The organism is Bacteroidota bacterium, from assembly GCA_018266835.1.
In the GTDB taxonomy this organism is placed as follows: Bacteria; Bacteroidota; Ignavibacteria; order Tepidaquicellales; family Tepidaquicellaceae; genus JAFDZO01.
Map to the genome: position 1 here is coordinate 571050 of JAFDZP010000005.1, position 26074 is coordinate 597123.

The following is a 26074-nucleotide window of genomic DNA, read 5'->3' on the forward strand; positions in this document are numbered from 1 at the left end:
CAAAAACGCGATGCTTTTAAATATTGCGTTTTTTATATACCAATAATTAAAACTCTATCTTATAACTTACAACTCATAACTTAAAACGCCTGACCTATCCCGAAATGAAAAGCGAATTTAGATAATTCTCTTTTCGATGGGTCATATAGTTTATACCCCACATCAAATCTTATCGGTCCGATAAATAAATTATATCTTATACCCGCACCTATATCCAGTGCAATTTCTTTGAAATTAAAATCAGAAGCTTTGTTCCAGATGTTACCGTAATCCACAAATACAACTGCGCCCAGATTTTTCAGAAAACCTTTTGAACGTGGGAACAGATCTTTTCTCATTTCAAAACTACCTTCCAATAAAAAATTTCCGCCATCTTCGGGTTTATCTACCATTCCGTTTTCCTGTGCATTCCATCCTCGTAAGCTGCTTCCCCCTCCGCTGAAAAATTTATAGATTGTCTGAACAGGCACCAATTTATCTCCCGAACCGTATTCAAAAATACTCCCGACTTTAAAAGCAGCTGCAAGCACAGGACTTCTTTTCTTTGAACCCAGCTGAAAATAAAATCTGTTAGCGGTATATGCTTTCAAATATTGTGAATAATTTAAATTCCAGTTGAAGGCATTCAAAACTAATTTGGGTATTAATCCCGCGCTTCCAACTATAACCGAATGATATAGCCCCTTTGTCGGGTTAAATGCATCATTAGTATTATCATGTGTTACCGTAAGACTGAGGACTGAATTAAAAAGATCCAGAGTAGAATCCTTATCGTAATATTTAAAGCGGACAATTTCCTCGTTTAATTCTAATGAAGCGTTGTTATAAAATGTATGGTCTGAAATAAAATAATTAAGTATTGTTGAGTTACCTGCATAATAATTTCTAAACTGTTCAAGATTATATAATCCCAAGGTAATTTTATCTGTAAGAGTTGACCTTTTATTGAAAGCATATGGCTGTGTTACTCCTGCGGAAAATTCAAAACGGTTTATATCTAATGTATTTACCAGTGCGCTTGCAGTGAGATTCAATACCTTACCGCCGCTCCAGAAATATTTATTTACATACTGTGCTCCGCCTCCAAAGAAAAATTTATTGTCTATTGATTGCCCTGTAATGAAAGGTGTTATCTCTGTTCTGTTGGTCAGATTAATGTTAATTGTAAAATTCGCCTTAGTACCCTCTATACTCTCCACCACAGCTCTTGCGCTTTGTACAATTGCATACTTGGAAATATTTCTTTCAGTCATAAGCCTTACTTCCTTACTGTATCTGTCACCTTCTTCGTATTCAATCATTTTATACATCAGTTTTTCATCTACTCCATATTTGTTATCGTTAATATTTATTTTCGTCTTCCCGAAATAAAAAATAGTATCAGCATTCTCAAAATAAATATCCACTGTACAGGAGGTATCATGTTTTGTTACGATAGTCCCCTGCTCCTGCCTTACTGTGGCATTCATGTAGCCCATATTCTGCAGTAAATCAACAATGCGGTTTGTCTGCTGGATAATTAAAACTTTATTGTAATATCTTTTACTTCTTATAGATTTAATGCTATCCATAGAAGCCCTCGCTTCAGCAGATATTTTTTCAAGACCGTTATATTTCAGACTATCAATTCTGTAATGTCTTCCTTCTTTGATAATAAATTGTATAAATGCTTCTTTCTCTTCCAAGTCATACTTCACAAGAGTATCAACCTTTGTTTCAAAATATCCGTTATCAAAATAAAATTTCTCCATTTTGAAAATATCTTCACCAAGAACACTGCGCGTAAATACATCAACTTTATTTATACCTATTACATCTGCAAGCGCATTATCTTCTATAGAAGAAGTATCTTTATGAATGAACTCTATTTTTCCGACCTTTAAAATTTCCTGTGAGTGAAGTGATAAAAACGGAAGTGCCAGTAAAAGGAATGTAAATAAAAACTTGTTTTGAAAAAATCTCATGCTTTATAAACTAAGTAGTAATTGGTAGTACTTTTAAAATATATAAATAACTCATTAATGTATGCAGTAAACCGTTATCAGTTTCCTAAATTTTTCATGCATTTCATTATATCCACACCCTTTCCTAATGCGCCTTTGAACAAATCACCTTTTTTATCGAGACGTTTAAAAATATTTTTAATATTAAAATCCTGAGGAGTCAACCCTTTCTTCAGTTCTTTCCATTCAAGCGGAGTAGAAACCGTCGCTCCCGACTTCGGCCTTGCACTGTAAGGACATGCAAGCGTCTGCCCTTTTCTGTTTTGTAAAAAATCTATGTAAACTTTTTTATTTCTGTTCTTAGTCATACGTTCTATGCTGGTAATATCAGGCAGCAAATCATGAACTTCCTGCGCAATTACGTGGGCAAATTCCTTTGCAATTTCATAATCATACTTTGCGCCGAGCGGAATATAAATATGAATCCCTGTTGCTCCCGATGTCTTGCAATATCCCTTTGCCTTAGCTTTATCAATTACTTCCTTTACAGCCTTTGCAGTTTCAATTACTGATTCAAAATCTATTTCAAGCGGATCTAAATCTATTGCGATAAAATCCGGTTTATCTAATTTTTTTATTCGTGAAAACCATGGATTGATTTCTACGCAGCCAAGATTCACCATATAAAGCAGTGTTTCCTTATTCTGGCATATTAGATAATTTATATTTTCATCATTTGATTCTGAGAAAATTTCTTCAGTCTGAACCCAGTCAGGCGGCATATCTCCCACATCTTTCTGAAAAAAACTGTGACCGTTTATTCCGTTAGGATTGCGCAGCAAAGATTCCGGTCTGTCTTTGAGATAAGGCAGGATATATTTTGAAATCTTATCATAATACTCCAGCAAATCTCCTTTTGTATATTTCTCCTTAGGCCAGAAAATTTTCTGCAGATTTGTCAGCTTAAGTTCACGTTTATTTACTTTTACAATTTTATCCATATTATTTTTTTGCTTTTTCTTTTACTACTTCTTTAGCAGACTTATCTTCACGCAATCCCATGTAAACCGGATGCCTCATTATGCTGTCACCGGTCCAGTTTGAAAATTTTATCTCACATACAACCTTCGGCTCAACCCATGTAACGGGATTGTTCGGCAGCACTCTTTTTTCAAACGGTGAAGTTTCCCTTACATATTTCTGCAGTTTTTTATAAAGCTCTTTTAATCCTTCTTCATCAAATCCCGTTCCAGTGTGCCCAATGTATTTTAATTTTCCTTTTTCATAAACTCCGAGTATAAGCGCGCCAAAATAACTACGCGAGTTTCTCGGTTCAGTATATCCGCAAATCACAGCTTCCTGTCTTTGCTCAGCTTTTATCTTCAGCCATTCTTTAGTGCGCACATTCTCATAATATTTGCTGTCGATTTTTTTTGCAACAAGTCCTTCAAATCCCTGCTTAGCTGCCTCCTTAAATAGTTTTTTCCCGTGCTGCTCATAATGTTCACTGAATTGTATCAGTTCTGATTTAGGCAGTACTTTTTTCAACAACTCTTTACGTTCCAGCAAAGGATATTCTTCGATTTTTTCATCACCATACCAGAGGATATCAAACACATAATACACGATATTACCTTCGCGGGTTCGTTTATAATTCTGGATTAACTGAAAATCCGGAATTCCTTTTTCATCTAATACAACTACCTCTCCATCAAGCACTACATCGTGCTTAACTTTTTTCAACTCTTTTCTTATCTGCGGGAATAATTCATCGAACGATAAATAATTTCTTGAAACCAGCTTAACATCTTTTTTAAAAATTTTTGAAATCACCCGGTAGCCGTCATACTTAATTTCATATACCCAGTCTTTACCGTCGAAAGCTTTATCGGTCAGAGTTGCAAGCATAGGTTTCAGATTATATGCATAGGGAGATTCTTTGCTTTTCATTTACTCGTTTTCTTTAATGATTTCTCTTTAGTAGTTTTTTTCGCAGTAGATTTTTTTTCTTCCTTTGGTTTCAATAATTTCAGCTTTGGCTGTTTCTTCGGTGCTGATTTTTTCCCTCCGGATTTTTTCTTTTCTGATTCTTCATCATACTCAACACCCTCTTCCTTCGCCTGAGCTTTCTTTAAACTTTCAATTGTCTGCTTTGAAAGCACAGAAACATCTTTCTTGGTTAAGTCTTCTTTACTTGCGTATTCGTCCTTATGCTTTATCATAAGCCATGAGTTATCATCCTTACGCATGTTCACCAATGCAAATTCCCCTTTCAGTTTTTTTCCCAGCAGCGCAAATTTCACATCACCTTTTTTTAACATTTTGTTCATAATCTTTTCATTTTCTTCTTTATCATCGCTTCCTCCTACCGGAATGTAATATCCGTTATCCCATACAATCACCTGCCCTGCTCCATAATTTCCTTTAGGAATAATTCCTTCGAAATCTTTGTAATCAAAAGGATGGTCTTCAACCATCATTGCCAGTCTTCTTACACTTGGGTCAAGCGATGGTCCTTTAGGCACCGCCCAGCTCTTTAACACCCCGTCAAGCTCCAATCGAAAATCATAATGAAGATGCGATGCCGAATGTTTCTGTACAGTAAATATCAGCTGCTTCTTATCTGACTTAGCTTTAGCCTTCTTTGCCCCTGAAGGCTCCTTTGTCTTTTTGAAATCTCTCTTCTTATTATATTTTGTTAAGCTCATGCTGCTTTTCTTGAAACGCTTTTCTTTAACAGCGTCATTAAGTTTTTAGATGTAGTATTCTTAGGTGCTTTGCCCTTAGGAGTTATTTTCTTTCCTTTCGCTTTCTGCTCAATTATTTTTTTCAGTTCACTGATGTAAGTATCTTTGTAATCCTTTGGATTAAATTTGTAATTCAATTGCTTTATCAGTGACTCTGCCAGTTCAACTTCTTTTGCAGAGACTTTTGTGTTATCAGGAATTTTTAAATCTTTCGGGCTTCGCAGTTCATCCTGAAATCTTATCTGATTAAATATTAGAATATCATTGTAAACTCGCACAACTCCTATATGCTCCCTGTTCTTCAAAACAAATCTTCCTATGCCAACCTTCTTGGTTTTCTTAATCGCCTCTATCAATAAAGCATAAGGTTTTGTACCTGATTTTTCCGGCTCGAGGAAATACGGCTTTTCATAATACACCGTATCGACACCTTTTTCATCCACGAAGTGAACTATATCAATCGTATGGGTTTTCTCAACGTTTGCACTTTCAAAATCTTTATCGGTAAGGATAACATAATCGCCTTCCTTATATTCATAACCTTTTACGATATCTTCATAGGGAATTTCCTTCCCATCGTCTCTGCAAACGCGCGCAAATCTCACCTGACAATGGTCTGATTTTCTTAACATGTCCAAGTCAAGATTATGGCTCTGTGTTCCTGAGTACATCTTCACAGGAATATTTACCAGACCGAAACTGATTGAACCTTTCCAAATAGATTTCATGATAATTGTATTTAAATTTTATTTAATTTTTTCAAGATTACTTAACGCGGGACCATTTATAACATTTCCCATCTTATCAAATCGCGAACCATGGCACGGGCAGTCCCAACTTTTCTCTGATGAATTCCACTGAACAATACATTTTAAGTGAGGACACACTGCAGAAAATTTATGAAGCGTTCCGCTCTCATCCCTGTACACTGCAATTTTACTTAAGCCGTCACGAATCAATGCGCCTTCTCCGTTCTTTATATCTTTAACATTACTTTCATCACCCGGAGTTATGTAATCAACAAACTGAGCTACAACATTCACGCCTTCTTTTATAAATTCATCGGCCGACCATAAACTTTTTCTTTTCGGATTGTATAATTCTTCCCATGGATTTTTATATCCGCAAATCATGTCCTTAAGTAAAATTCCTGCATAAGCGGCGTGTGTCATTCCCATTCCTGAGTCACCCGTGGCTATGTAACAATGTTTTTCATTTTCGGGATCTTTACCTATGAAACTCAGTCCGTCAACAGGCTCCATAACCTGTCCCGACCACTTATATTTCATTTGCTTTAACTGACTGAAATGCTGATAAGCCCATTCATCAAGGCACTGAAATCTTTCTTCGGGATTATCTTCCTGTCCTGTCTTATGGTCTTCACCGCCGACAATTAAAATCTCATCTTCACCGTCGTGATATCTTCTTATATAATGATACGGGTCGGCATCATCCCAGTACAAACCTTCCGCGATATAATTTTCAGGAATTGTGTAACCGATTACATAAGTTCTGTACGGAGCCTGCTTTGTATGTATTGCAAGATAATCACTGATAGGACTGTTTGTTGCAGTAACAACATTCTTAGCAGTAATTACCGATTTGTTCGCAAGCGTTATTTTTGCTCCCTCATCGTTTTCTTCTATTCCTTCTGCATGTGAGTTCGTATAAATTTTTCCTCCGTACTTTAAAATAACTTCACATAATCCGTTCAAAAATTTTAGCGGATGAAACTCTGCCTGATTCGGAAATTTTAAACACGGATAATTAAATGATTCCAGAGGAGAAGTCTCTGCTATCTCAATTTGCAGTCCTGCTCTCACGCATGCTTCATATTCCTTCTGAAGTTCATCTGCATCTTCATCAGGCTTGAATAAAAGATATCCGTTAACTCTTTTAAAATCGCAGTCGATTTTTTCATGATTAATAATTTCTTCAATTGCATTTATTGCAGCAGTCTGGCTCTCTGCAGCAAGCTTTGCATTTTCCTTGCCATGAATTCTTTCTATTTCATAATATCTGTCATCAATAACATTAGTTATGTGAGCAGTTGTTCTGCACGTCTCACCGTCACCGATTTTGCCATCATCAATTATTACAACCTGCTTACCTTCTTTGCTTAAAAAGTAGCCGGTTAAAAGTCCTGTAATGCCGCCGCCGATGATGCAGACTTCCGTGCTGATATCACTCGTTACAGGTGTAAAATCCCTCGTCCTAACTGTTGACTTCCAGATTGAATTTGTCGGTTCCATTCTATTTTATTTATTATCGCCGGGACCTTTATCGTCCTTAGATGCATTATGTAAATTTTTTTCGAGATCGTCTCTGTTATCTCTTTGCGTTTCACTTCCATTTGGGTCAGCTTGTCCCTTAGGATGCTTTGCCGGGTCAGATGTATGTGTCGTTACTTCTTCATTCTCTTCTTTTTTCTTTTCCATTTTTATTTTTTAATTTTTAAACTTTATTTTTAAATTATAAAAAGGGGAAGAACATTTTCGCTCCCTTCCCCTTCTGTTAAAACAATTTATTTATTTATAACCTTACTGAATTACTTCAGCAATACCATCTTTTTAGTCGATACAAATTTATTTCCGTTTCCTTCAGCTTTTATCATGTAGAAATAAACTCCGCTCGATAAAACATTTGCATTGAATAACGAAGTATAATATCCGGCAGTCTTAGTTTCATCATTCAATAGCATTGCAACTTCTCTACCAGACATATCATATATTTTTATTGTAACCCGGCTATCGAACGGTAATTCAAAATCAATCTTCGTTGTAGGATTGAAAGGATTCGGATAGTTCTGGCTGATTGCATACTTCTTCGGAACACCAACTATAACATCACTTGTCAAATTGTGATATGCAAAGTTACCGTTAAAATCTTCCTGCTTCAGTTTGTACGAATATGTACCTGAGTTCAGACCGTTATCAATGAATGAATATGTGTGCGCAAGAATGCTTGTTCCGTTTCCGTTTACAAATCCGGCTGTGCTCCATTCGTTGCTCGTCTTCAGTTTTCTCTCTATATAAAATCCCTTATTGTTTATCTCAGTAACCGTTGACCAGTTAAGATTTACTTTCTTGGCATCAACTGTCGCTGTAAAGTTTGAAAGCTCTACAGGTAATGGTACGTTTGGAGGACCATCTAATTCAAAATCATCAATCGCTACTCCAATATCAGATGTGTTCGGGTCAGTTCGGAAATTAAATCTGAACGCCACTCTGTCATTCCCGGATAATCCTGAAACATCGGTTGAGTACTGTGTATAGTTCGGCTGAGGTCCGGTGAAATATGGTTCACCTGCAGGGAATACTGTTGCAAGCGCAGGATTTATATAATTATACCACGTTAGACCAACTGTCCCAACTGCAGTCCATGTTGCGCCTCCGTTAGTCGTTGATTCAACTCTGAATCCATCCCAGCCTGTTTCGCATGAAAACTTCGCCCAGAATTTAAATGTATATGTTCCGCCGCCAAGCATATTGAATTCAGGTGTGTATAAATAAGAAACTGAACCGTTTGAATAATTCGCTTCGTTCAGTCCCGTTACCCAGGCAAATGAACCGCTGTGTGTTCCATTCTTATTTGCAATTACTGAGTTACCTCTTTCCCATGCAGTTCCGCTTTCTGTTTCGTTTGCAAAGTCAGTTGGATTTCTATCGAAGCTTCCTGTCCATGATGTATCAGTCGTTACGAACGGAGTCCCCTTCTTCGGAAGAACCGTTATATAGTTTGTCTTGGTAGCAGTTAAATTTCCGTTTATCGTTAACGATATTGTATATGTACCCGGTAAAGAATATGAGTGCACAGGATTTTGCGCTGATGATGTTCCGCCATCACCGAAATCCCATGACCATGAACTTGCCTGATATGAGTCATCGCTGAACTGAATATTTATATCTGCATAGGTAACTTTTCTTTGAACACCAAATCCAACTCTTGGAGTTGAGAATGCATCTGTTGAAAATAATCCTCTTCCGTGTGTAGCAGCTATAACTAAGTTATCAGAAGTTCTGTATTGAAGCATAGTTGTCTTTACATTTGCAAGTCCTGTATTCGATGGTCCCCAAACTGTGGAAGTTCCCAGTAAAGAATCCGTTGTCCATACTCCCACTTCAGTTGCAAGCAATGCTTTATTATTGCTCAGAGGAGAAAATATCACCCACCATACAGGCATATCAGGAAGATTTCCCTCTACAGAAGTCCAGCTTGTTCCGCCGTTAGTGGTTTCCCATACGCTGTTCACGCCGTAATTTGAATATGTGATTATAATATGATTTTCATTTCCGGTCTGCACTGTTACGCAGGAAATAGTTCCATTAGGCAAGCCCGTTGAAATATTTACACCTGTTACAGATGCGCCTGTGTTGGCATTATTAACGTAAATTAATTTTCCGTTCTCAGTTCCGAAGTAAACTCTGTTAGCAACGTTTGGCGAAACCGTTACCGATGAAACCATTGCATCCATTCCGCTCACTGTAACGATTGTATTTGTAGTTCCTGCAATTGTAGGGTCTTCCCATCTAAGATATGTTCCGGGAGTATCGGCGCAATACATCTTCTTTGTGTTAGCATCATAGTCGGTTGGATTTATAAACTGTCCGTTTGAATTTAAATCAGCCTGCGTAAAAGAATTTCCGCCGTCAGTTGAAGCAAAGTAAGAATTAAATACATAGGCTGTAAACTGAAATGTTGGGTCAAGCTGGTCGATGTGACAGTTTGCTCCGTCTCCGCCTGAAACTTCTACCACTGAATTTATTCCTGAGTTTGAAAATTTATGCGAGCCGTTATCTTGGGCGCCTGCAAGGAACTCACTCACATTTGCTCCGGGATGCATTGCGCATCCGTAATATTGAGTAACGTTGTATCCTAAGTTTTTGTCTTTTATAGTTGGTGTTAAAGCTGTTGCATCGGCGCATCTCCATATACCTCCGTCATTTCCGAAATACATAATCGTTGAGCTTCCCGGTGAGAATAAAATCTGATGCTGGTCTGCATGAACATACTGATGACCATAACTTCCCGTCCAGTGAGTCTGCTGTACCCATGCAGCGCCGCCTGTTGTTGATTGAAACAAATCAATTCCGCCGACCCATAATATGTTTGCATTGTTCGGATCAACTGCGCATATCAAATCATACCAAGCCTGACCTCTTGTATAGTCTGTTCCTATAAGTGGGTCATTATCTACAGGTAGAGCACAAGTGGTAAATAATGTTCCGCCGTTGACTGATTTATATATTCCTAAAATTCCGTATTGAGTAAACCCTGCAGGAGCGCCGACAGGTGCAGCGTTCTGCGCAACTACATAAAAAGTATTTGTATCGCTTGGTGCCATTGCAAGTTCAAGTCTGTAAAATCCTGTTGCAGGAAATCCGCTTAAAGCCGTGTTCAGTAATGTAAAGCTTCCGGGATTTCCCGTATATGATTTATAAATTCCGTCTGTCTGAAATATTCCCATAGATGCATAGACCGTTCCGTTTGCGTTTACTTCAACATCGGCTGCTCTGTATGCAACTGAGCCGTTGCCTTCACCGAGAACCTGAACAAATGTTGCTCCGCCATCTGTAGAGCGGAAAATTCCTCCGCTGTGATCTGACACTCCGCCGGGACCAATTTCAAATCCTGAGCGTCCGCGTGTTGCAGCATATACATCTCCGTTCTTTGGATTGATAGAAATTTTCTGCACTGTTCCGAATTTTGTAATATCAGTTGTTGAAGCAAGTTGAGTAAATGTTGCTCCGCCGTTTGTTGATTTCCAAATTCCCATTCCGCGAATTGCATCTACGTTAAACCATCCTTCTCCTGTTCCGAAATAAATTTCCTGGGGGTTCAGAGGATTTTGTGCCAGAGTTGTTATTGCTATGTTAGCAAAAAAATCGTCTATTGCAGTCCATGTTGGAGTAACGGCCTGTATGTTTGTTGTCTTCCATAATCCTCCGCCCACTCCTGCAGCAAAAATTGTGTTGCGTGAAACATCGTTAAGGTCAACAAGTATTGCGCGTGTTCTTCCTCCGATGTTATTCGGTCCGCGTTCATTCCAAGTAATTGAAAGAGGATTATCGTTGCGTGCTTCCAATTGCTTTGCGTATTCATATGCGCGGACTAATCTTTCTTTGGGGACTGTCTTTGTCACGGGGTCTTTTGTATATTTAACTTCATATTGTAATGCTCCGTCGGGCTGGTCGTAAGCCGGTTTATCGTTATCGTTTTCAGAATGTTCGTTTTCAAATTCATCAGACTCATCTTCATTAATTTCAGACTTAAGGGTTTCCTTCTTTTGCTTATTTAAAGCTCTTAAAGTCTTTTCGCTTCCTTTTGTTATGCTGATGTTATTTGAATTTTCATTGGAAATTAAAAACAGGAATGAAAAAATAACTGAGAAGAAGAGTAAATTTCTAATTATGAATTTTTTCTTCATAAAAGGGGCGTAGTTTAGTTTAATAACTCACCTTTTGTTTAGGCAATTTATATTCCAACTTTTATGGTACTGTTTTATTAATACTTAATTTATGGTTGGTGGGTAAAGATACGGGAAATGAGACAACATTGTCATTGACTAAAGCAAAAATTGTCAGAGTGAGAGGTTTAATTTTTCTAAATTAGGAAATTGCTTATTATTTAAAGAATTTAGAAAGTAAATTTGTCCGAGTGTGGGTTTTTGTCGAGTAAAAATGAGGAATTTAATGGATTATGGAGTTGAGAGGAGAAGCCGGTTCTCAAAATTTTATTGGAACATATCCCTAGCTCCAATGCAGCATTTGCAGCTCCCCACTCTCGCAGTCCATACTTTTTAAAGAACGATAATTATTAATTCAAAAATATATTTCCGCTGAGTTTAAAACATAAAGAAAAATTCTAAATATACTTGACTCTTCGTTCAAATTACGATAATTTTTGAACTTTAATAGTTGATAATATCCCAGTTATCACATATCAACAATACTTAAATGCTGCCTTCAAATACAGTTGAAATCGTTAAAAATTTAAGCAAAAACGATTTCAAAAGATTTGGCGATTTTCTTAAATCTCCATATTTTAATTCCAAAGAAACACTCTACCAACTTTTCAAAGAAGTTGAAAAAGCTTCTCCTGATTTCAAGCCGGAAAAATTCGAGTATAAAAGAATCTATAAAAAAATTTACGGAGGTGAATATAAAGAGCAGACAATAAAAAATTTATATTCTGAGTTCGGAGGATTGCTTAAAAAATTTATTGCGCACGAAAGACTTGAAAAAAGTGAACTGGAATTTAATATTTCTCTTATTAAAGGACTTTCAGAAAACAAATGCTATGAAGCTTCCAATAAGCAAGTTGCATCATTAAAAAAATCAATAAACAATTTTCAGATACCCGAAGAGGATACTTACTATTATAATCAGGTGCTTGAAACAAAGCTGCTTGAAAATTCAATCTCGATGAATGTATTCGATCTTGATGATATACACTTCAGGTACAACTCAATCATAATTAATCTGATAAATTTTTCTCTGGATACAATTTATCATATAGCTTCGGATGATTCTATTGTTTTGAAAGCATATAACGTTAAGAAAGATTTTTCAGAAATTCAGAAATCTTTTTTCGGGGCGTTTGATGCTGAAAAGTATTTTAACTCTGAAAGCGGAAAACTTGCCCCGCCTTCATTAAAGGTGCGTTATCTTTCTTATGAATATATACAGAACGAAATAACGTTTGAACAATATAAAGCTCTTGAGGATTTGATAATAGAAAACATCGATAAGTTTTCTGTGGTTTTTAAGCTCTATGCATGGCAATCATTACTGTATATTCTTATCCTTAAATTAATTCCAAAAGATAAGAAACACTATGAAGATGCATTCCGGGTATGTGATTATTTTTTTAAACAAAAGATCTATCCTAATACACTCGAACCATATATTGCCAAATCACTGGTAAGAGATGTATTCGGAGTAGCACTCGTTCTGAAAAAATTTGACTGGGCTGAAAATTTTATAAATGAAGTGTGGCACTATATGGATGAAGATTCAAGAGAAGACGAAATGAATTACTCTATGGGAAGATTAAAATTTCAGACAAAAAAATATGAGGAATCGCTGGAGTATCTAAGCAAAGTAAAATTTCAGGTAGTTGATGAAAAAATCAATGTGAGATTTTATTATCTTATGAATTATATTGAACTGAAATCTTATCAGGCGGCTATTTCAATGCTAAACTCAATAAGACAATTTTATTTTGAAAGTAAAGAGCTTCCTGAAATGTATGCAGTTCTTACAGAGAGCTCATTAAAATTTTTCCGTGAGATTATCCGAGCTGAAGAAAATAATAAGAAGCTGGATTATTCTATTTATAAAGAAGCACAAAACGCAGGAAGATATTATCACAAGCAATACATACTTGCCAAAATGGAACAGCTTGTAAAATAAAATTATAGCTATGAAACTCAGAATAAAAGGAAACTCAGTAAGACTTCGTTTGACAAAATCCGATGTTGAAAAACTTTGTAAAAATTCTTTTCTGCAGGAAACTACATCATTCGGAGATTCAAAGTTTAAGTATTCTCTAATATGTAATAATAATTCAAAGAGTTTAACAGCAATATTTGAATCCGGTGAAATTAAAAGTTTTTATTCCTTCAGATTTTGTTAAAGACTGGAATACAAATGATACTGTGGGATATAATACAGAGCCGGACGTATCACTGCAAATAATTGTTGAAAAAGATTTTAAGTGTCTCGATGAGACTACTGAAGACCAGTCAGATAATTTTGAAAATCCGCATACTACATGTCAGGAATAGAAATAGCCTGCATAATCACTTCATTGAAATAATTCTTTTAACAAAGATCTCCACGTTTTTTATTTTTGATAACCACCCCCTGCCCCCTCCTTAGTAAGGAGGGGGAAAACTGAGTTTTGTACTTAAATTTATCATCTATTCTTCCGTCACTTCTTTCCCCTTGACTAAATAATTTTTATTTTTCATTTTACATACACGCTGTATGTATAATTAATTTGACTACCCCAAATTGAAAAGAACTAAGGAAGAAGCAGAGCAGACTAAGCGGAAACTGATTGATATTGCTCTTAGTGAATTCGTCAAGCACGGATTTGAAAACATCACTCTGGAAAACATAGCCGAAAAAGCGAACGTAACCAGAGGAGCGATTTACTGGCACTTTAATAATAAGGAAGACCTGATGGACTCTCTTATAAAAATTAAAGATGCAGAGTCGCTGGAACATATGGCAATGATCTATAAGTCTGATATGCCTGTGATGAAAAAATTGTTTGAATTGATAAATGCGAACTTCCCTGTTGTTCCGGGGCAAAAAGCAGGAGTGCATTACGCAAAATTAAAAATTGACCTGTACAATTACTATCTGAAGAACGGCGATAACCGAAAGATCGGCAAAACGTTTGTAAAATACACTGAGCTCCTTCTAAAGCAGGCGCAAAAGGAAGGAAAAATAAAAAAAGAAATTAATACAGGCGAAGCAGCTTATGTAATTTATACCATAATTGGCGGACTGATGATGAGGCATCCCGTCAATCCCGGTAAATACAAATCAATGCAAAGCCTGAGAAATATTTTAAAGAATTATATCAAACAACTTGAAAACTAACCCGGCAATGAATTCTTTTAACCAAAAATACATCAGTAAAAAATCCATTAGGTTTTATATCCTGATGTTTCTTATCCTGCTTCTTTTTATTTTCAAAGAAGGAAAATCACAAACGTTCGATACTGCTTATGCTCGCAAGCTCCAGACAGCTCTCAATACATTAAAAGCCAATAATAATATTGTCGGCATTTCGGGAGCAGTATATGTTCCGGGCCAAGGTGTATGGACGGGCACTGCAGGAATTACTGAAGTGGGTGTAAACCTTACTCCCGATATGGTATTTGCAGCAGGCAGCATTACAAAAAATTTTGTTGCTGCAACTATTCTTCAGTTAGTTGAAGCGGACAGCTTAAGCCTGAATGATTCAATTTACAAATGGCTGCCGCGTATAAATAATGTTGACAGCACAACAACAATAAGGCAGCTTTTAAATCATACAAGCGGCATTTATAATTTTACCGATAACCCTGCTTACAGCAATGCCATCAATGCAAACTTTAATAGAATCTGGGAACCCGAAGAGTCCTTTCAGTATATCCTCTCCCCTTATTTTGTTCACGGAGCAGGCTGGCATTACTCAAATACAAATTATCTGCTGCTTGCAATTATAATTAAAAAAATTACGGGGCATACATTCGGGCAGGAAATTCATTCGCGTATCTACTCCCCTCTTCAGATGACAGGTTCGTTTATTGAAATAACCGATACATTAACTGCTCCATGGGTTCATAACTGGGTGGACCTCAACGGTGACGGCATACTCGATGATGCTTCATTTATTTCTCAGAACTCATTTGCAAGTTCGACAGTTGGCGCAGGCGGAGTTATTTCACGTCCTGAAAATCTTGTGAAATATATTCGCAACCTTTACAAACCCGGAGTAATCTTAAGCCAGAGTTCAATTAATGCAATGACGACTTTCACATCGGCAAGTATTTCGGGAGCAAATGGTTACGGACTCGGTACAATGCGTTACAATGTGCAGGGAAAAATTTGCTGGGGACATGCGGGAAACAGCTTCGGACATTCGTCAGTTGTAATGTGTTATCCTCAGGATACGGTATGCATGTCATTAATGATGAACATCGATATTAACACCGGCGCAGTTGCAAACAGCTTTATGAATACAGTACTAAGCAACAGACCGCTTGCAGTGCAGAGCATTTCAAGTGAAGTCCCTGAGAAGTTTGAATTGCATCAGAACTATCCTAATCCATTCAACCCCGAAACAAATATAAAATTTGATATTGCTTCACAAGGCGAAGTGAAGCTAGTAGTTTATAATTCACTCGGCAAGGAAGTACAAAATATTTTTACAGGAAAGCTCGCAGCCGGAAGTTACTCTTATAAATGGAATGCTTCCGGTTTTCCCAGCGGAGTTTATTTTTATAAATTAGTAACAGGAAATAATTCATTCATCAAAAAAATGATGCTGGTAAAGTAATAAAATTGAAAATTTTTTTAATATGAATTATAGTATGAATAAAAATAAGATAGGACGAATTGTACTGTCCTTTATATTTCTGATTATACTAAATCAGTCGGGCAGAGCTCAGGTATTCGATACATCGTATGCGCGTGTACTGCAGAATGCAGTCAACGCTTTAAAGGTTAATTATAATCTTGTCGGTATATCTGCAGCAGTTTATGTTCCGGGGCAAGGCACATGGAAAGGAGCGGCGGGAATTTCCGAAGCAGGAGTTGATATGACTACAGATAGAGTATTCGGCATAGGCAGCATAACAAAAAATTTTACCGCTACAATAATTCTTCAGCTTGCAGAAGCCGATAGCCTTACTTTAGATGACCATCTTTATCAGTGGCTTCCCCATTATGATAATGTTGACAGCAATATTACAATAAGGCAGCTGCTTAACCATACAAGCGGAATTTACAATTACACTGATAACCCTGCATTTCTTACTGCTGTTAATTCCAATTATAACCGTCACTGGCTTCCTGAAGAAGTAATGCCTTATGTGTTAACTCCGAATTTTCCGCCGGGCGCATCATGGAGATACTCGAACACAAATTATCTTCTGCTTGGAATGATAATTACTAAAATAATGAGAACAAGTTTATCGGAGCAGTATCATACAAGATTTTTCACACCGCTTGGAATGACAGAAACAACATTGGAATCTCAGGATACAAACAGAAGTCCATATGCGCATAACTGGGTAGATATTAACGGAGATGGAATTCCTGATGATATTTTTTTTATTCCGAGGACGGCACACTTCAGCGCTGCAAATGCTGCGGGAGAAATTATTTCACGTCCGGAAAATCTTCTGAAGTGGTCAAGAAATTTATATAAGGGAGCGTTGATTTCACCAAACTCACTAAATCAGATGCTTACATTTGTAAATGCCTCCGTATCCGGCGCGAACGGATACGGACTCGGCACTATGAGATATAATGTGAACGGCAAAACATGTTACGGTCACGGCGGAAATATTCTGGGTTACTCGGCAGCGATTATGTATTATCCCGTTGACAGCATCTGTATTGCATTGGATTTTAATACGAGCATTAATACCGGAGCGCCTGCAATCAGTTTTATGAATACTGTATTAAATAACAGACCAAGCGCAGTTCAGAATATTTCAAGCGAAGTTCCTGAAAAATTTAACCTGCATCAGAATTATCCTAATCCTTTTAATCCCGAAACCAACATAAAATTTGATATAACTTCACAAGGCGAAGTGAAGCTGGTAGTTTATAATTCACTCGGCAAGGAAGTTCAGAATCTTTTTACAGGAAAGCTCGCACCCGGAAGTTACTCTTATAAATGGAATGCTTCCGGTTTTCCTAGCGGAGTTTATTTTTATAAATTAGTAACAGGAAATAGTTCATTCATAAAAAAAATGATGCTGGTAAAATAGATAATAAGTTTGCAATCTCCAAAAAAACAAAAAAGCTCCTCGGAATTTTTCCGCGGGGCTTTTTTTTATGTCAGTATGTCATAGCGATTAGTCACACTTTGACACATATGACAACGCATAAAAACAAAAAGTGTAAAAAAGAATTATTTTACATGATTTTGTCGTGCCGTGTTTTGGCATATCGTTTGATTAAGTATAAAGCAGAATATGAAAACAAACTTTAAAAATAATTTAAGAAATCAAACAACAATAAGGAGGGCAGCATGCTCTGGACAATAGCAATAATTCTTCTGGTTTTATGGGCCATTGGCTTAGTAAGTTCTTACACAATCGGAGGTTTTATTCACATTTTGTTGGTACTTGCAATAATTACAATTTTGATTCGACTAATCCAAGGTCGAAAAGTCGTTTAAACACATCTTTCTGACACATCTAATTTCCCACATATGCCTGCTAAAAGCCGCTGAAAAACTTCAGCGGCTTTTTTTTATTTATATATAGAATAAAAAATATTTCCTTATTAGTAGTTATAGGGATGATTTGGTTGAGAATGGATTTGATACGTACTATATTTGAGGAGTTATGAATTATGAGTTATGAATTAAATTAAAAATCTGTGGTATTATAATAATCATATAATCCGCGTTTCAGAATGTGACAATAATGTAACAATCTGAGTTTTAAATAGTGAAAAAGTTAAATGGCGAAATTTCTGTTATGAAATGTTACAAAAATGTGACAATACAAGATTGCTAATAATAAAATCCGTCAAGCATTTCTAAATGCCGAATTCTTAAAATTCCCGGCATTGTAAAAACAACACTGAGCTCCGAAAATCCGTCAAAAATCCGTCATTTCAAAAATATTTTTCAGAAATCAACTGATTACAAATTTTTAGAATATTAAGATTTGCGCAGACATGCTATGACATGATTGACACTGATGTCATACTAAAAACGCAAAAAGCTTGATTTTAGCCCATTTTTAGCAGACGGCTACGGCATATATATTGAAATATGTCAGTACAGAAAGAGATATGACAAGAATTGATAGATTGAATATCTCAAACAAGCATCTCTTTCGGATAAATATTAGCTGTAGCAACTATTCGTAGCCAATACAGTGAGCGCAAATGCCTGTATCTATCTGGGGTTAGATGCAGGTTATTTGTGTTTTTTATAGCAGCATATGTAAGTAACTTAGCAAGCAATCAGAAAACCCTGAAATTTTATGATAAAAAAGTTTAAAAGCGAGTTTGATGCCAGATACTCCTTTGAAAAAGCGCTAATGACGGGATACATCTTCTCGCTCATCCTTCTTCTGTTAATAGGTTACATTACTTACAAACAAATGGATGAATTTAAGCAGGCAGAAGCATCAGTGGTGCATACGGTTAATGTTATAAGACAGATAAAAGAAGTACAAACTATGAGACGAGGTTATGAAATTGATTATCTTGACAGAATATTAACGGGCGAAAAAAACGTAACCATCAATATTGATACAATAGATTATGAATTAAACAAGCTTAGTAAAATGATTCAGGATAATCCTGAGCAGGTAAATAATCTTGAGGATTTAAAACTTACAATTCATGATAGAAAGAAACAACTTGATAAATTCAGTAAACTATTCAAAGGAGATAAACTTCAGCTACAGAAATATATAGAAACTGATTTAATGACTTCATATCAGAAAATCGGATTTCAGCACAGAACTATGATTGCTATTGAAGATAGTCTTTTACAGAAAAGAACAGAAGAAAGTTTTTCACAAGCAAACCAGACTAAAACATTTATTATTGTTACTTCATTACTTGGCGCATCAATTCTATTTATTTCACTAATAATATCCAGTAAACAAATTAAACTCCGCAACAAAGCTGAAGATGATTTGCTGCAGATAAATGAAGACCTTGACTTACTCGTGAAGAAAAGAACTTATGATCTTGAAAAAACTAATGACTCACTCCGAAATGAAATTGATATAAGGAAACAAACTGAACAGAATTTAATAAGGACTCAGGGAAGAGTAAAACGTCTTTTTGAAACAGATTTGATAGGAACATTTATTTCAGACCTGCAGAACGGAGTAATACCTGAGGCGAATGACACATTCCTGAAAATGATTGGTTACTCAAAAGATGATTTACCCCTGAAGTGGGATGTTATCATTCCGCATAATGATTTAAATTCTGCAACAGAACATACAATGACTTTAAAGAGCAATGGATTTGTTGAGCCATTTGAAAGAGTTTATATTCGCAAGAACGGAACAAAAATTAATGTCATCGTTGGGGCAGCACTTTTACCGGATGAAAATAATCAGGTAATTGCATTTGCATTAGATATAACAAAAGATAAAATACTTCAAAAAGAATTTGAAGAAATCAATAAACGTCTTCACTTAGCTTTAAAAGCAAGTAAGGCAGCAGAGTGGGAGTGGGATCTGGTAAACAACAAAATATACTGGTCAGATGATTTATATGAGATGTTCGGAAAAAACAAAGATGAATTTAATCCGGCAATTACAGGATGGTCTGAACTTGTATTTATTGAGGATAGAGATACTGTCAATGATGCATACAGAAATTCCTATAAGAATAAAACAAACCTCGATGTTGATTTCAGGATACTAAAAGATGACGGTACTATAAAATGGCTGAACCTTACAGGAAGATTTTTTATCAATGAGCTTGAGATACCAATAATTATGAGCGGACTTTGTATAGATATAACTGTAAAGAAAAAAGATGAAGGTCTTGTACATTTACAGAATTCAGTTTCAAAAGTACTTGCAGATGCTCAGTCAGATTCCCTCGATGAAGTGTTCGATACTGTTTTAAACAGCATGTGCAAAGTAATAAATTTTGAAATAGGAAATTACTGGGCATTGGATGAACATAAGAAGCTCGGCAAACGAAAAGTTATTAACAAGTATGCTGATAACCCTGATGTAGATTTTACACCTTACAGTTTAATCCGTGAAGATAAGCACCCTGAAAGTTTTGCGTGGCAAAGTTTTGATGATAAAAAAATAAGAACTTCATTTATATTGCCGATTTATGTAAATAGTGAATTCTTTGGTGTAATAGAGTGTTTAAGTAAGTACAGAATTGAAGAAGAAGAAAGCTTAAAAGAGCTGCTATACTCAATAAGCAAGCAGATAGGAAGTTTTATTGAAAAGAAAATTGCAGAGAATAATCTTAAAGAAGCTAAGGATAATCTTGAAATCAAAGTTGAGGAAAGAACAGCAGCATTGAACAATGTTCTTGTAAATCTCCGTGAAGAAGTCGAAACAAGAATACAGAAAGAGGAAGAGCTTAAAAAACTTTACTATGAACTGAGAGAAATGCAGAAGGAAATGGTTCACCAGGAAAAACTTACAGCCTTGGGAAGATTTGCATCGGGTATTGCCCATGAGATTAGAAATCCGCTGGCAAATATAAGTTCACTTGCGCAGTTCATGGCTAAGTCAAAAACTCTTGATGATAAAGCTAAAGAAAGACTTGATTACATTTTAATCAATATTAATTTAGCGAATAAAATTATAAAAGATTTACTGCAGTTCGCTTCTCCTGATGATATAAACTTCAAAGAAGGAAATGTAAATAAAATTCTGAACGAACTTTATCAGAGTGTGAAATCCCGGTGCGAAGAAAAAGAAATGACATGCGAACTGATGCTTGATGATTCAATCCCTGAATTTGAACTGAACGAAGAAAAATTATATTCAGCATTTTTGAATTTTATAACTAACTCAATTGATGCAGTAGGCACCGGCGGAACTGTGAGGATAAGTTCATTAAAAGAAGGTGAAAATGCTTCTGTAATAATTTCTGATACGGGCTCCGGAATTCCACCTGAAAATTTAGATAAAATATTTGAACCGTTCTTCACTACAAAAGATGAAGGTACGGGACTTGGTATGGGATTGGCTTACAGTATTATAAAATCCCATCGCGGAGATATTAAAATAACAAGTGAAGTAAATAAAGGTACAATTGTAAAAATAATTCTACCATTAAAAATATAAACTATGGCTAAAATCTTAATTGTAGATGACAACAAATTCATCAGGTACACATTAACAACATTGCTTGAAGATGCAGATTACCAATGCACACAAGCCTCTGACGGCTTTGCAGCCATCAAAGAGGTTAAGGAGACGTTCTATGACCTGGTCATACTTGATATGAAGCTTCCGGGACTATCGGGAAGGGAAATATTTTACGAGATAAAGAAATCTGATCCCGATGTTCCTGTAATATTCTTAACGGCTTTCGGAGATATTCAGGATGCAGTAGACCTTATGAAAAAGGGTGCGTATCACTATGTAACTAAGCCGTTCAACAACGATGAAATTCTTATCCTGATAAACAAAGCGATTGAGAACAGATATCTCAATAAAGAAATTAATATACTCAGAAAGAAACTTGATGAAGGCAACGATGATATAATAGGTAAGAGCCCTGAGATGAATTCTGTTTTCAACCAGGTAAACATTGTTGCGCCAACTGACTTAACCGTTGTTATTCATGGAGAGAGCGGAACGGGTAAAGAAGTTATTGCAAATCTTATACATCAGAAGAGCGAACGCAAAGACGGTCCCTTCATTGCCGTTGACTGCGGAGCTATTCCGGAGACATTGATAGAAAGCGAATTGTTCGGACACGAGAAAGGCGCATTCACAGGAGCAGATAATATGAAGCAGGGTAAGTTTGAGCTTGCAAACAACGGAACAATTTTCCTTGATGAAATAACAAACTTATCTGACCCGAACCAGGTGAAGCTGCTCAGAGTTATACAGGAAAGAAAACTTACAAGACTTGGAGGCAAAACAAATATTCCTATTAACATAAGAATTATTGTCGCTTCAAATATTCGCTTAGCAGAGTTTGTAAATAAGAAAAGATTCCGCCACGATTTGTATTACAGACTGAACGAATACAACATTGATATGCCGCCGCTAAGAGCGAGAATAAGTGATATTCCCCTCTTCGCAACGTTCTTTATTAATAAATGTAACAAAGAATTTAATAAAGATGTGAAAGGTGTATCTGAAGATGTAATGAAGGAGCTTATGGATTATGACTGGCCGGGTAACGTGCGTGAACTTCGTAACGTAATGCGCAGAGCGATACTTATGGCAGGCAACGATGTGATTACGAACATTCAGATACCTAAGGAAATTAATTATCATCTGGATGGTGATTCTGAAGGAATGATTACAAACAATCTTGAAGATTCGAAGAAAAATATTGAGAAAGAATTTATTATAAATGCGCTGAAAGAAACCGGCGGTAATAAATCTAAAGCAGCAAAGTTATTAAATATGAATGAGAGAACGTTCTATAGGAAACTTAAGCTTTATAATTTGTAATTGAGGATTAAAACTTACGATAGCTGTTCTTTGTTAAATTGATTTTGTAATAAAAAAAAACCCTGCACTGAATATTCTTCTCGTCAAGAGATCGAAAGGTTTCTCTTGAAATATTACAGTACAGGGTTTAAGTCCGGATTTATATCTTCTTTACCTTTACATCTTCGCAATACATTTATTGTTATTCATCTGTATATCATTCTTCCTGCAAGTAACTTCTTACGTTGTCGCTGCTGAAGTTTTCCTTTTCGTATTAACGAAGATTTCTTTCCCGTTCATTTTGTGTTCATGGTTCGCTTTCATTTTTGTTTCCGGAATATAATTTATTTCTTTACTATTTTTTTTTAGTCATATCCCAGTCGTCAGCATTTTTACTTTCGGTAGAATCGTTCTTGTTCTTTTTTTCTTCTTCCTTTTCATCTTCAGTTAGCTCTGTATTATGCGACTGATCAGGATATACTTCATTTCTTTTTTCAACTTCAAACTCATTACCGTTAGTGTTATCAGGCACTTCAGGTACTGTGTTAGCTAGTGTTGTATTATCGTTTCGTTCCTGTGTTGCAAGTGTTGAAAAGTCTGATGTACTTGGTGTTCTTGGATTTGGCATTTTCTTTTTCTCCTTTTTGAAGCTTTGTTATTTTCTTATTAGATTAATAAAGCTTCCTTTAATAATAAAACTTTACAATATTAAAAGCCAAAGATGTGCCAAAAAAACTGTTCAGATATGATTGAAATTATAAGATTATTCGTTAATAAAGTGACAAATCTAAATTTATTCTGACAAGTTTGGCGGCTTAATAACGCTAATTAATAACTTTTAGCGTGTCGTTTAGCTCTCTGGAATTATATGACAAAGATGTCACATTTTGTCAGAATATGTTAATGAAATTTGTAGTGGAATCATAAAAAACAAATTTTTAAGCCAATTATTTAGTATTAAAGAGTTCTATTATTCGGCATAATGGCATACAATTTGGGGTATATGGTAATAGAGATACAGAAAAAGTATAAAAAAAAGCTATGAATAAAGTTTATGTTTTACTGGTAGAAGACGACAAATATATGAACCTCACTCTCTCCGGGTTTCTGCAGGAGGAAGGATATGATATCGTTAGCGCCACAAGCGCACAGGAAGCCCTCGATAAGGTACACGACAACAATAAAGTTTATAGTCTGGTCATCTTAGATTATAATCTTGGTAACCTCAGCGGAATGACAGGATTAGATATACTTCAGCGTATGAAGTCAGTAAACCCTGATGTTAAATCAATTCTTATCACTGCATACAGCGATAATAAAATTAAGGAATTGGCAAGAGAAGCAGGAATAGATGTATTCATTAATAAGCCATTTATGCTTGATGATATACTTGATGCTGTTGCAAAGCTGACTAACTCAAATCCTCAAACAACAGAAAAGATTTCTTAAAAAAAATAGATTAAAAAAATTAAAATATAAAACGGAGAATATAAAATGTATAAATCATCAACACCAAGCGGAGTTCCTAATTTCACTTACGGATTTTTAACAGGCGGATTAATAATTGGCGGACTTGCGCTTTTGTTTGCACCTAAAAAAGGCAAGAACTTAAGAAAGGACATTAACAAAGATATAAAGAAAGCTACAACAAGCTTAAAAAATTCTGCCGGCGAATACTTAAATGAAGCAGGTGATTTTTTAAATTCTGCAAAGGAATCAGCTGAAGAGTTAATTACAGAAGGTACACATAAAATTTCAAGCTTACTGAACTCAACTGAAAGTAAAATTGTTGATAATGCCGGTAACCTTGTAACCGAAGGAAAGAGCAAGCTAAACAAAATGATGGATTCAGCAGATCATACAATTAAAGATAAACAAAAATCTAAACATCATTAATCTAAATTGAACGATACATTAACTATAGTAGAGATTTTATTTTTTGCGTCAATGATTGTGCTTGCTGTGTATCTTATAATGTCACTCAAAAAAATAACAAATTCAGTAAGCAATATTGAAAAAGAAATTATAGAAGTTTCCGATGGATTAACTCCGTTAATCTCGGAAACTTCTGTTGTTGTAAAAGAAGCTTCAGAAGTTGTAAAAGATTTATCTGTGATTTCTGAAAATATAAAAGTAGACTACGCCAAGGCAAGACCTGCAATTACCAATGTAATTACAAAAGCAGAAGATATAGCGGGAATACTCGGAAAAATAAAAGACGGAACAACAACAGTTGCAAAATCAATTTTCCCTGCCCTTGCAGGAGTTTCAACAGCATTAAAATTTTTAAAAAGATAACTAAGCAGAGTTTTACTTTATAGAAACAAAACATCGAATGAAAAAAAAACTAATTACCCCCAGTCTTTTAGTTTTTATATTTCTGACACTTTCTCTTTTACCGGGATGCCAGTTTATAGAAGATATTTTTAAGGTTGGAATTTGGGTTGGAATTATTATTGTTGTGGCAGTTCTCGCTTTGATATTATTAATTATCAAAAGCTTTAAAAAGTAATAACATCAATAATTTACAAATTGTAAAAGCCGTTCACTGAACGGCTTTTTTATTTTGAATTACCCGAAGTGTTTGTATTTTCTGATACTGATTGCTTTATAAGATCCGAGACCTTTGGAATTTTAATAGCATCACCATCCGGAAGTATTTTACTGTCGCCAAATCTCTCTCTGTAAACCTGCGTAAACTCTGCACCGAAGTATAATATAATACCTGTATAGTAAATCCAAACGAATAGAACAACCATCGAAGCAGCTGCACCGTAGGTTGAACTGTAAGAGCTATTTCCTATGTAAAGCCCAATCAAGTATTTCCCTAATGTAAAGAGGGCTGCAGTCATTACTGCGCCGATTCTTACATACTTCCATGGTACAATTGCATCAGGAAGATATTTGTAAATTAAAGCAAAGAGGATTGTAATAAATGCAAACGACGATATGTTATTCAATACATCTGCCAACGGAAATAATACGCTGAATGTCTTACCCAGATAATTGTTAAGTATGGTCATGACTGAATTAACTACCAGCGAAATCATCATTACAAATGATGTTGCTATAACAAGTGAGAATGAATTAATTCGGTTTTTAATAAATCCCTTTAATCCTCTTCCGGGCTTTAATTCGACTCCCCAGATTATATTAAGAGATTCCTGCAGTTCCAGAAACACTCCGATTGAACCAAGTATTAAAAATATTATACTTAGTACAGTTGCGAAAATTCCCTGCGATGTACTTGATGCTCCTTTTAAAATTGTTTCCAATAACAAAGCTCCGTCATTTCCCATGAGGCCGTGCATCTCTTTGAATATCTGCCCTTTTACTGCTTCTTCTCCGAATATAAATCCGGCTATAGCAATAATTATTATCAGCATCGGACCAATAGAAAAAGCCGCATAATAAGATAGTGCGGCTGACATTTTAAAAGCTTTATCATCCAGAAACTCGTAGTAAGTTTCTTTTATTAGCCATAGGATATTTTTAAAAGTTATTCTTCTTTTATTTGATTTTTT

General features: G+C 35.7%; 20 protein-coding genes and 1 pseudogene. 12 read left to right on the plus strand and 9 right to left on the minus strand.

Annotation, left to right across the window (positions count from 1 at the left end):
* Window positions 1-80 precede the first annotated feature (80 nt).
* From JST55_15125 to JST55_15155, 7 genes and pseudogenes are all read right to left on the minus strand, one after another.
* Window positions 81-1964, minus strand: a complete 1884-nt coding sequence (locus tag JST55_15125) for a BamA/TamA family outer membrane protein (protein MBS1494845.1) — start codon at window positions 1962-1964, stop codon at window positions 81-83.
* A 77-nt stretch (window positions 1965-2041) separates the two neighbouring features.
* Window positions 2042-3851 (minus strand): annotated as a pseudogene (gene ligD, locus JST55_15130) (DNA ligase D).
* Between the two features lie 38 nt (window positions 3852-3889).
* Window positions 3890-4651, minus strand: a complete 762-nt coding sequence (locus JST55_15135; GenBank protein MBS1494846.1) for a 3'-phosphoesterase — start codon at window positions 4649-4651, stop codon at window positions 3890-3892.
* Entirely contained in the window at window positions 4648-5418 is a 771-nt protein-coding gene (locus JST55_15140) for a Ku protein (GenBank protein ID MBS1494847.1), read from the minus strand. The genes JST55_15135 and JST55_15140 overlap by 4 nt, the downstream gene beginning before the upstream one ends.
* Before the next feature lie 18 nt (window positions 5419-5436).
* On the minus strand, window positions 5437-6942 hold the full coding sequence (locus tag JST55_15145) for an FAD-dependent oxidoreductase (GenBank protein ID MBS1494848.1): 1506 nt from the start codon (window positions 6940-6942) through the stop codon (window positions 5437-5439).
* Between the two features lie 6 nt (window positions 6943-6948).
* Window positions 6949-7128 (minus strand): hypothetical protein, encoded by a 180-nt coding sequence (locus JST55_15150; protein ID MBS1494849.1) that lies wholly within the window; start codon window positions 7126-7128, stop codon window positions 6949-6951.
* 110 nt (window positions 7129-7238) lie between these two features.
* Window positions 7239-11117: a T9SS type A sorting domain-containing protein gene (locus tag JST55_15155; GenBank protein MBS1494850.1), complete on the minus strand. Its 3879-nt coding sequence runs from the start codon at window positions 11115-11117 to the stop codon at window positions 7239-7241.
* Window positions 11118-11646: 529 nt separating this feature from the next.
* On the opposite strand from JST55_15155, the gene JST55_15160 reads away from it, so the two are divergent.
* The 8 genes from JST55_15160 to JST55_15195 all read left to right on the plus strand — a co-directional run bounded on the left by JST55_15160 (window position 11647) and on the right by JST55_15195 (window position 22571).
* Window positions 11647-13104: a hypothetical protein gene (locus JST55_15160; GenBank protein MBS1494851.1), complete on the plus strand. Its 1458-nt coding sequence runs from the start codon at window positions 11647-11649 to the stop codon at window positions 13102-13104.
* 185 nt (window positions 13105-13289) lie between these two features.
* Entirely contained in the window at window positions 13290-13478 is a 189-nt protein-coding gene (locus tag JST55_15165) for a hypothetical protein (GenBank protein MBS1494852.1), read from the plus strand.
* Window positions 13479-13707: 229 nt separating this feature from the next.
* Complete coding sequence (locus JST55_15170) at window positions 13708-14304, plus strand: TetR family transcriptional regulator (protein ID MBS1494853.1); 597 nt, start codon at window positions 13708-13710, stop codon at window positions 14302-14304.
* A complete protein-coding gene (locus JST55_15175; protein ID MBS1494854.1) occupies window positions 14294-15748 on the plus strand; it encodes a serine hydrolase in 1455 nt (484 codons plus the stop codon). Before JST55_15170 ends, JST55_15175 begins: the two co-directional genes overlap by 11 nt.
* Before the next feature lie 34 nt (window positions 15749-15782).
* The gene (locus JST55_15180; protein MBS1494855.1) at window positions 15783-17189 is read left to right on the plus strand and encodes a serine hydrolase; all 1407 of its coding nucleotides are present in this window, start codon (window positions 15783-15785) and stop codon (window positions 17187-17189) included.
* A gap of 263 nt (window positions 17190-17452) precedes the next feature.
* Entirely contained in the window at window positions 17453-17602 is a 150-nt protein-coding gene (locus JST55_15185; GenBank protein ID MBS1494856.1) for a lmo0937 family membrane protein, read from the plus strand.
* 817 nt (window positions 17603-18419) lie between these two features.
* Window positions 18420-21224, plus strand: a complete 2805-nt coding sequence (locus JST55_15190; GenBank protein MBS1494857.1) for a PAS domain-containing protein — start codon at window positions 18420-18422, stop codon at window positions 21222-21224.
* A gap of 3 nt (window positions 21225-21227) precedes the next feature.
* On the plus strand, window positions 21228-22571 hold the full coding sequence (locus JST55_15195) for a sigma-54-dependent Fis family transcriptional regulator (protein MBS1494858.1): 1344 nt from the start codon (window positions 21228-21230) through the stop codon (window positions 22569-22571).
* Window positions 22572-22905: 334 nt separating this feature from the next.
* Here JST55_15195 and JST55_15200 read toward each other — a convergent pair whose 3' ends face one another.
* Window positions 22906-23178 carry a hypothetical protein gene (locus JST55_15200; protein MBS1494859.1) on the minus strand — a complete coding sequence of 91 codons (273 nt, stop codon included), beginning with the start codon at window positions 23176-23178 and terminating at the stop codon, window positions 22906-22908.
* A gap of 413 nt (window positions 23179-23591) precedes the next feature.
* Between JST55_15200 and JST55_15205 the strand changes: the two genes are divergently transcribed.
* Genes JST55_15205 through JST55_15220 form a run of 4 tightly spaced genes read left to right on the plus strand, consistent with a single transcriptional unit; the run spans window position 23592 to window position 25062 of the window.
* On the plus strand, window positions 23592-23999 hold the full coding sequence (locus tag JST55_15205; GenBank protein ID MBS1494860.1) for a response regulator: 408 nt from the start codon (window positions 23592-23594) through the stop codon (window positions 23997-23999).
* Window positions 24000-24044: 45 nt separating this feature from the next.
* Window positions 24045-24446: a YtxH domain-containing protein gene (locus JST55_15210; GenBank protein ID MBS1494861.1), complete on the plus strand. Its 402-nt coding sequence runs from the start codon at window positions 24045-24047 to the stop codon at window positions 24444-24446.
* 6 nt (window positions 24447-24452) lie between these two features.
* A complete protein-coding gene (locus JST55_15215) occupies window positions 24453-24848 on the plus strand; it encodes a hypothetical protein (GenBank protein MBS1494862.1) in 396 nt (131 codons plus the stop codon).
* Between the two features lie 37 nt (window positions 24849-24885).
* On the plus strand, window positions 24886-25062 hold the full coding sequence (locus JST55_15220; protein ID MBS1494863.1) for a hypothetical protein: 177 nt from the start codon (window positions 24886-24888) through the stop codon (window positions 25060-25062).
* 49 nt (window positions 25063-25111) lie between these two features.
* On the opposite strand, the gene JST55_15225 is transcribed toward JST55_15220, so the two are convergent.
* Window positions 25112-26053: a YihY/virulence factor BrkB family protein gene (locus tag JST55_15225; protein ID MBS1494864.1), complete on the minus strand. Its 942-nt coding sequence runs from the start codon at window positions 26051-26053 to the stop codon at window positions 25112-25114.
* Between the last annotated feature and the right edge of the window lie 21 nt (window positions 26054-26074).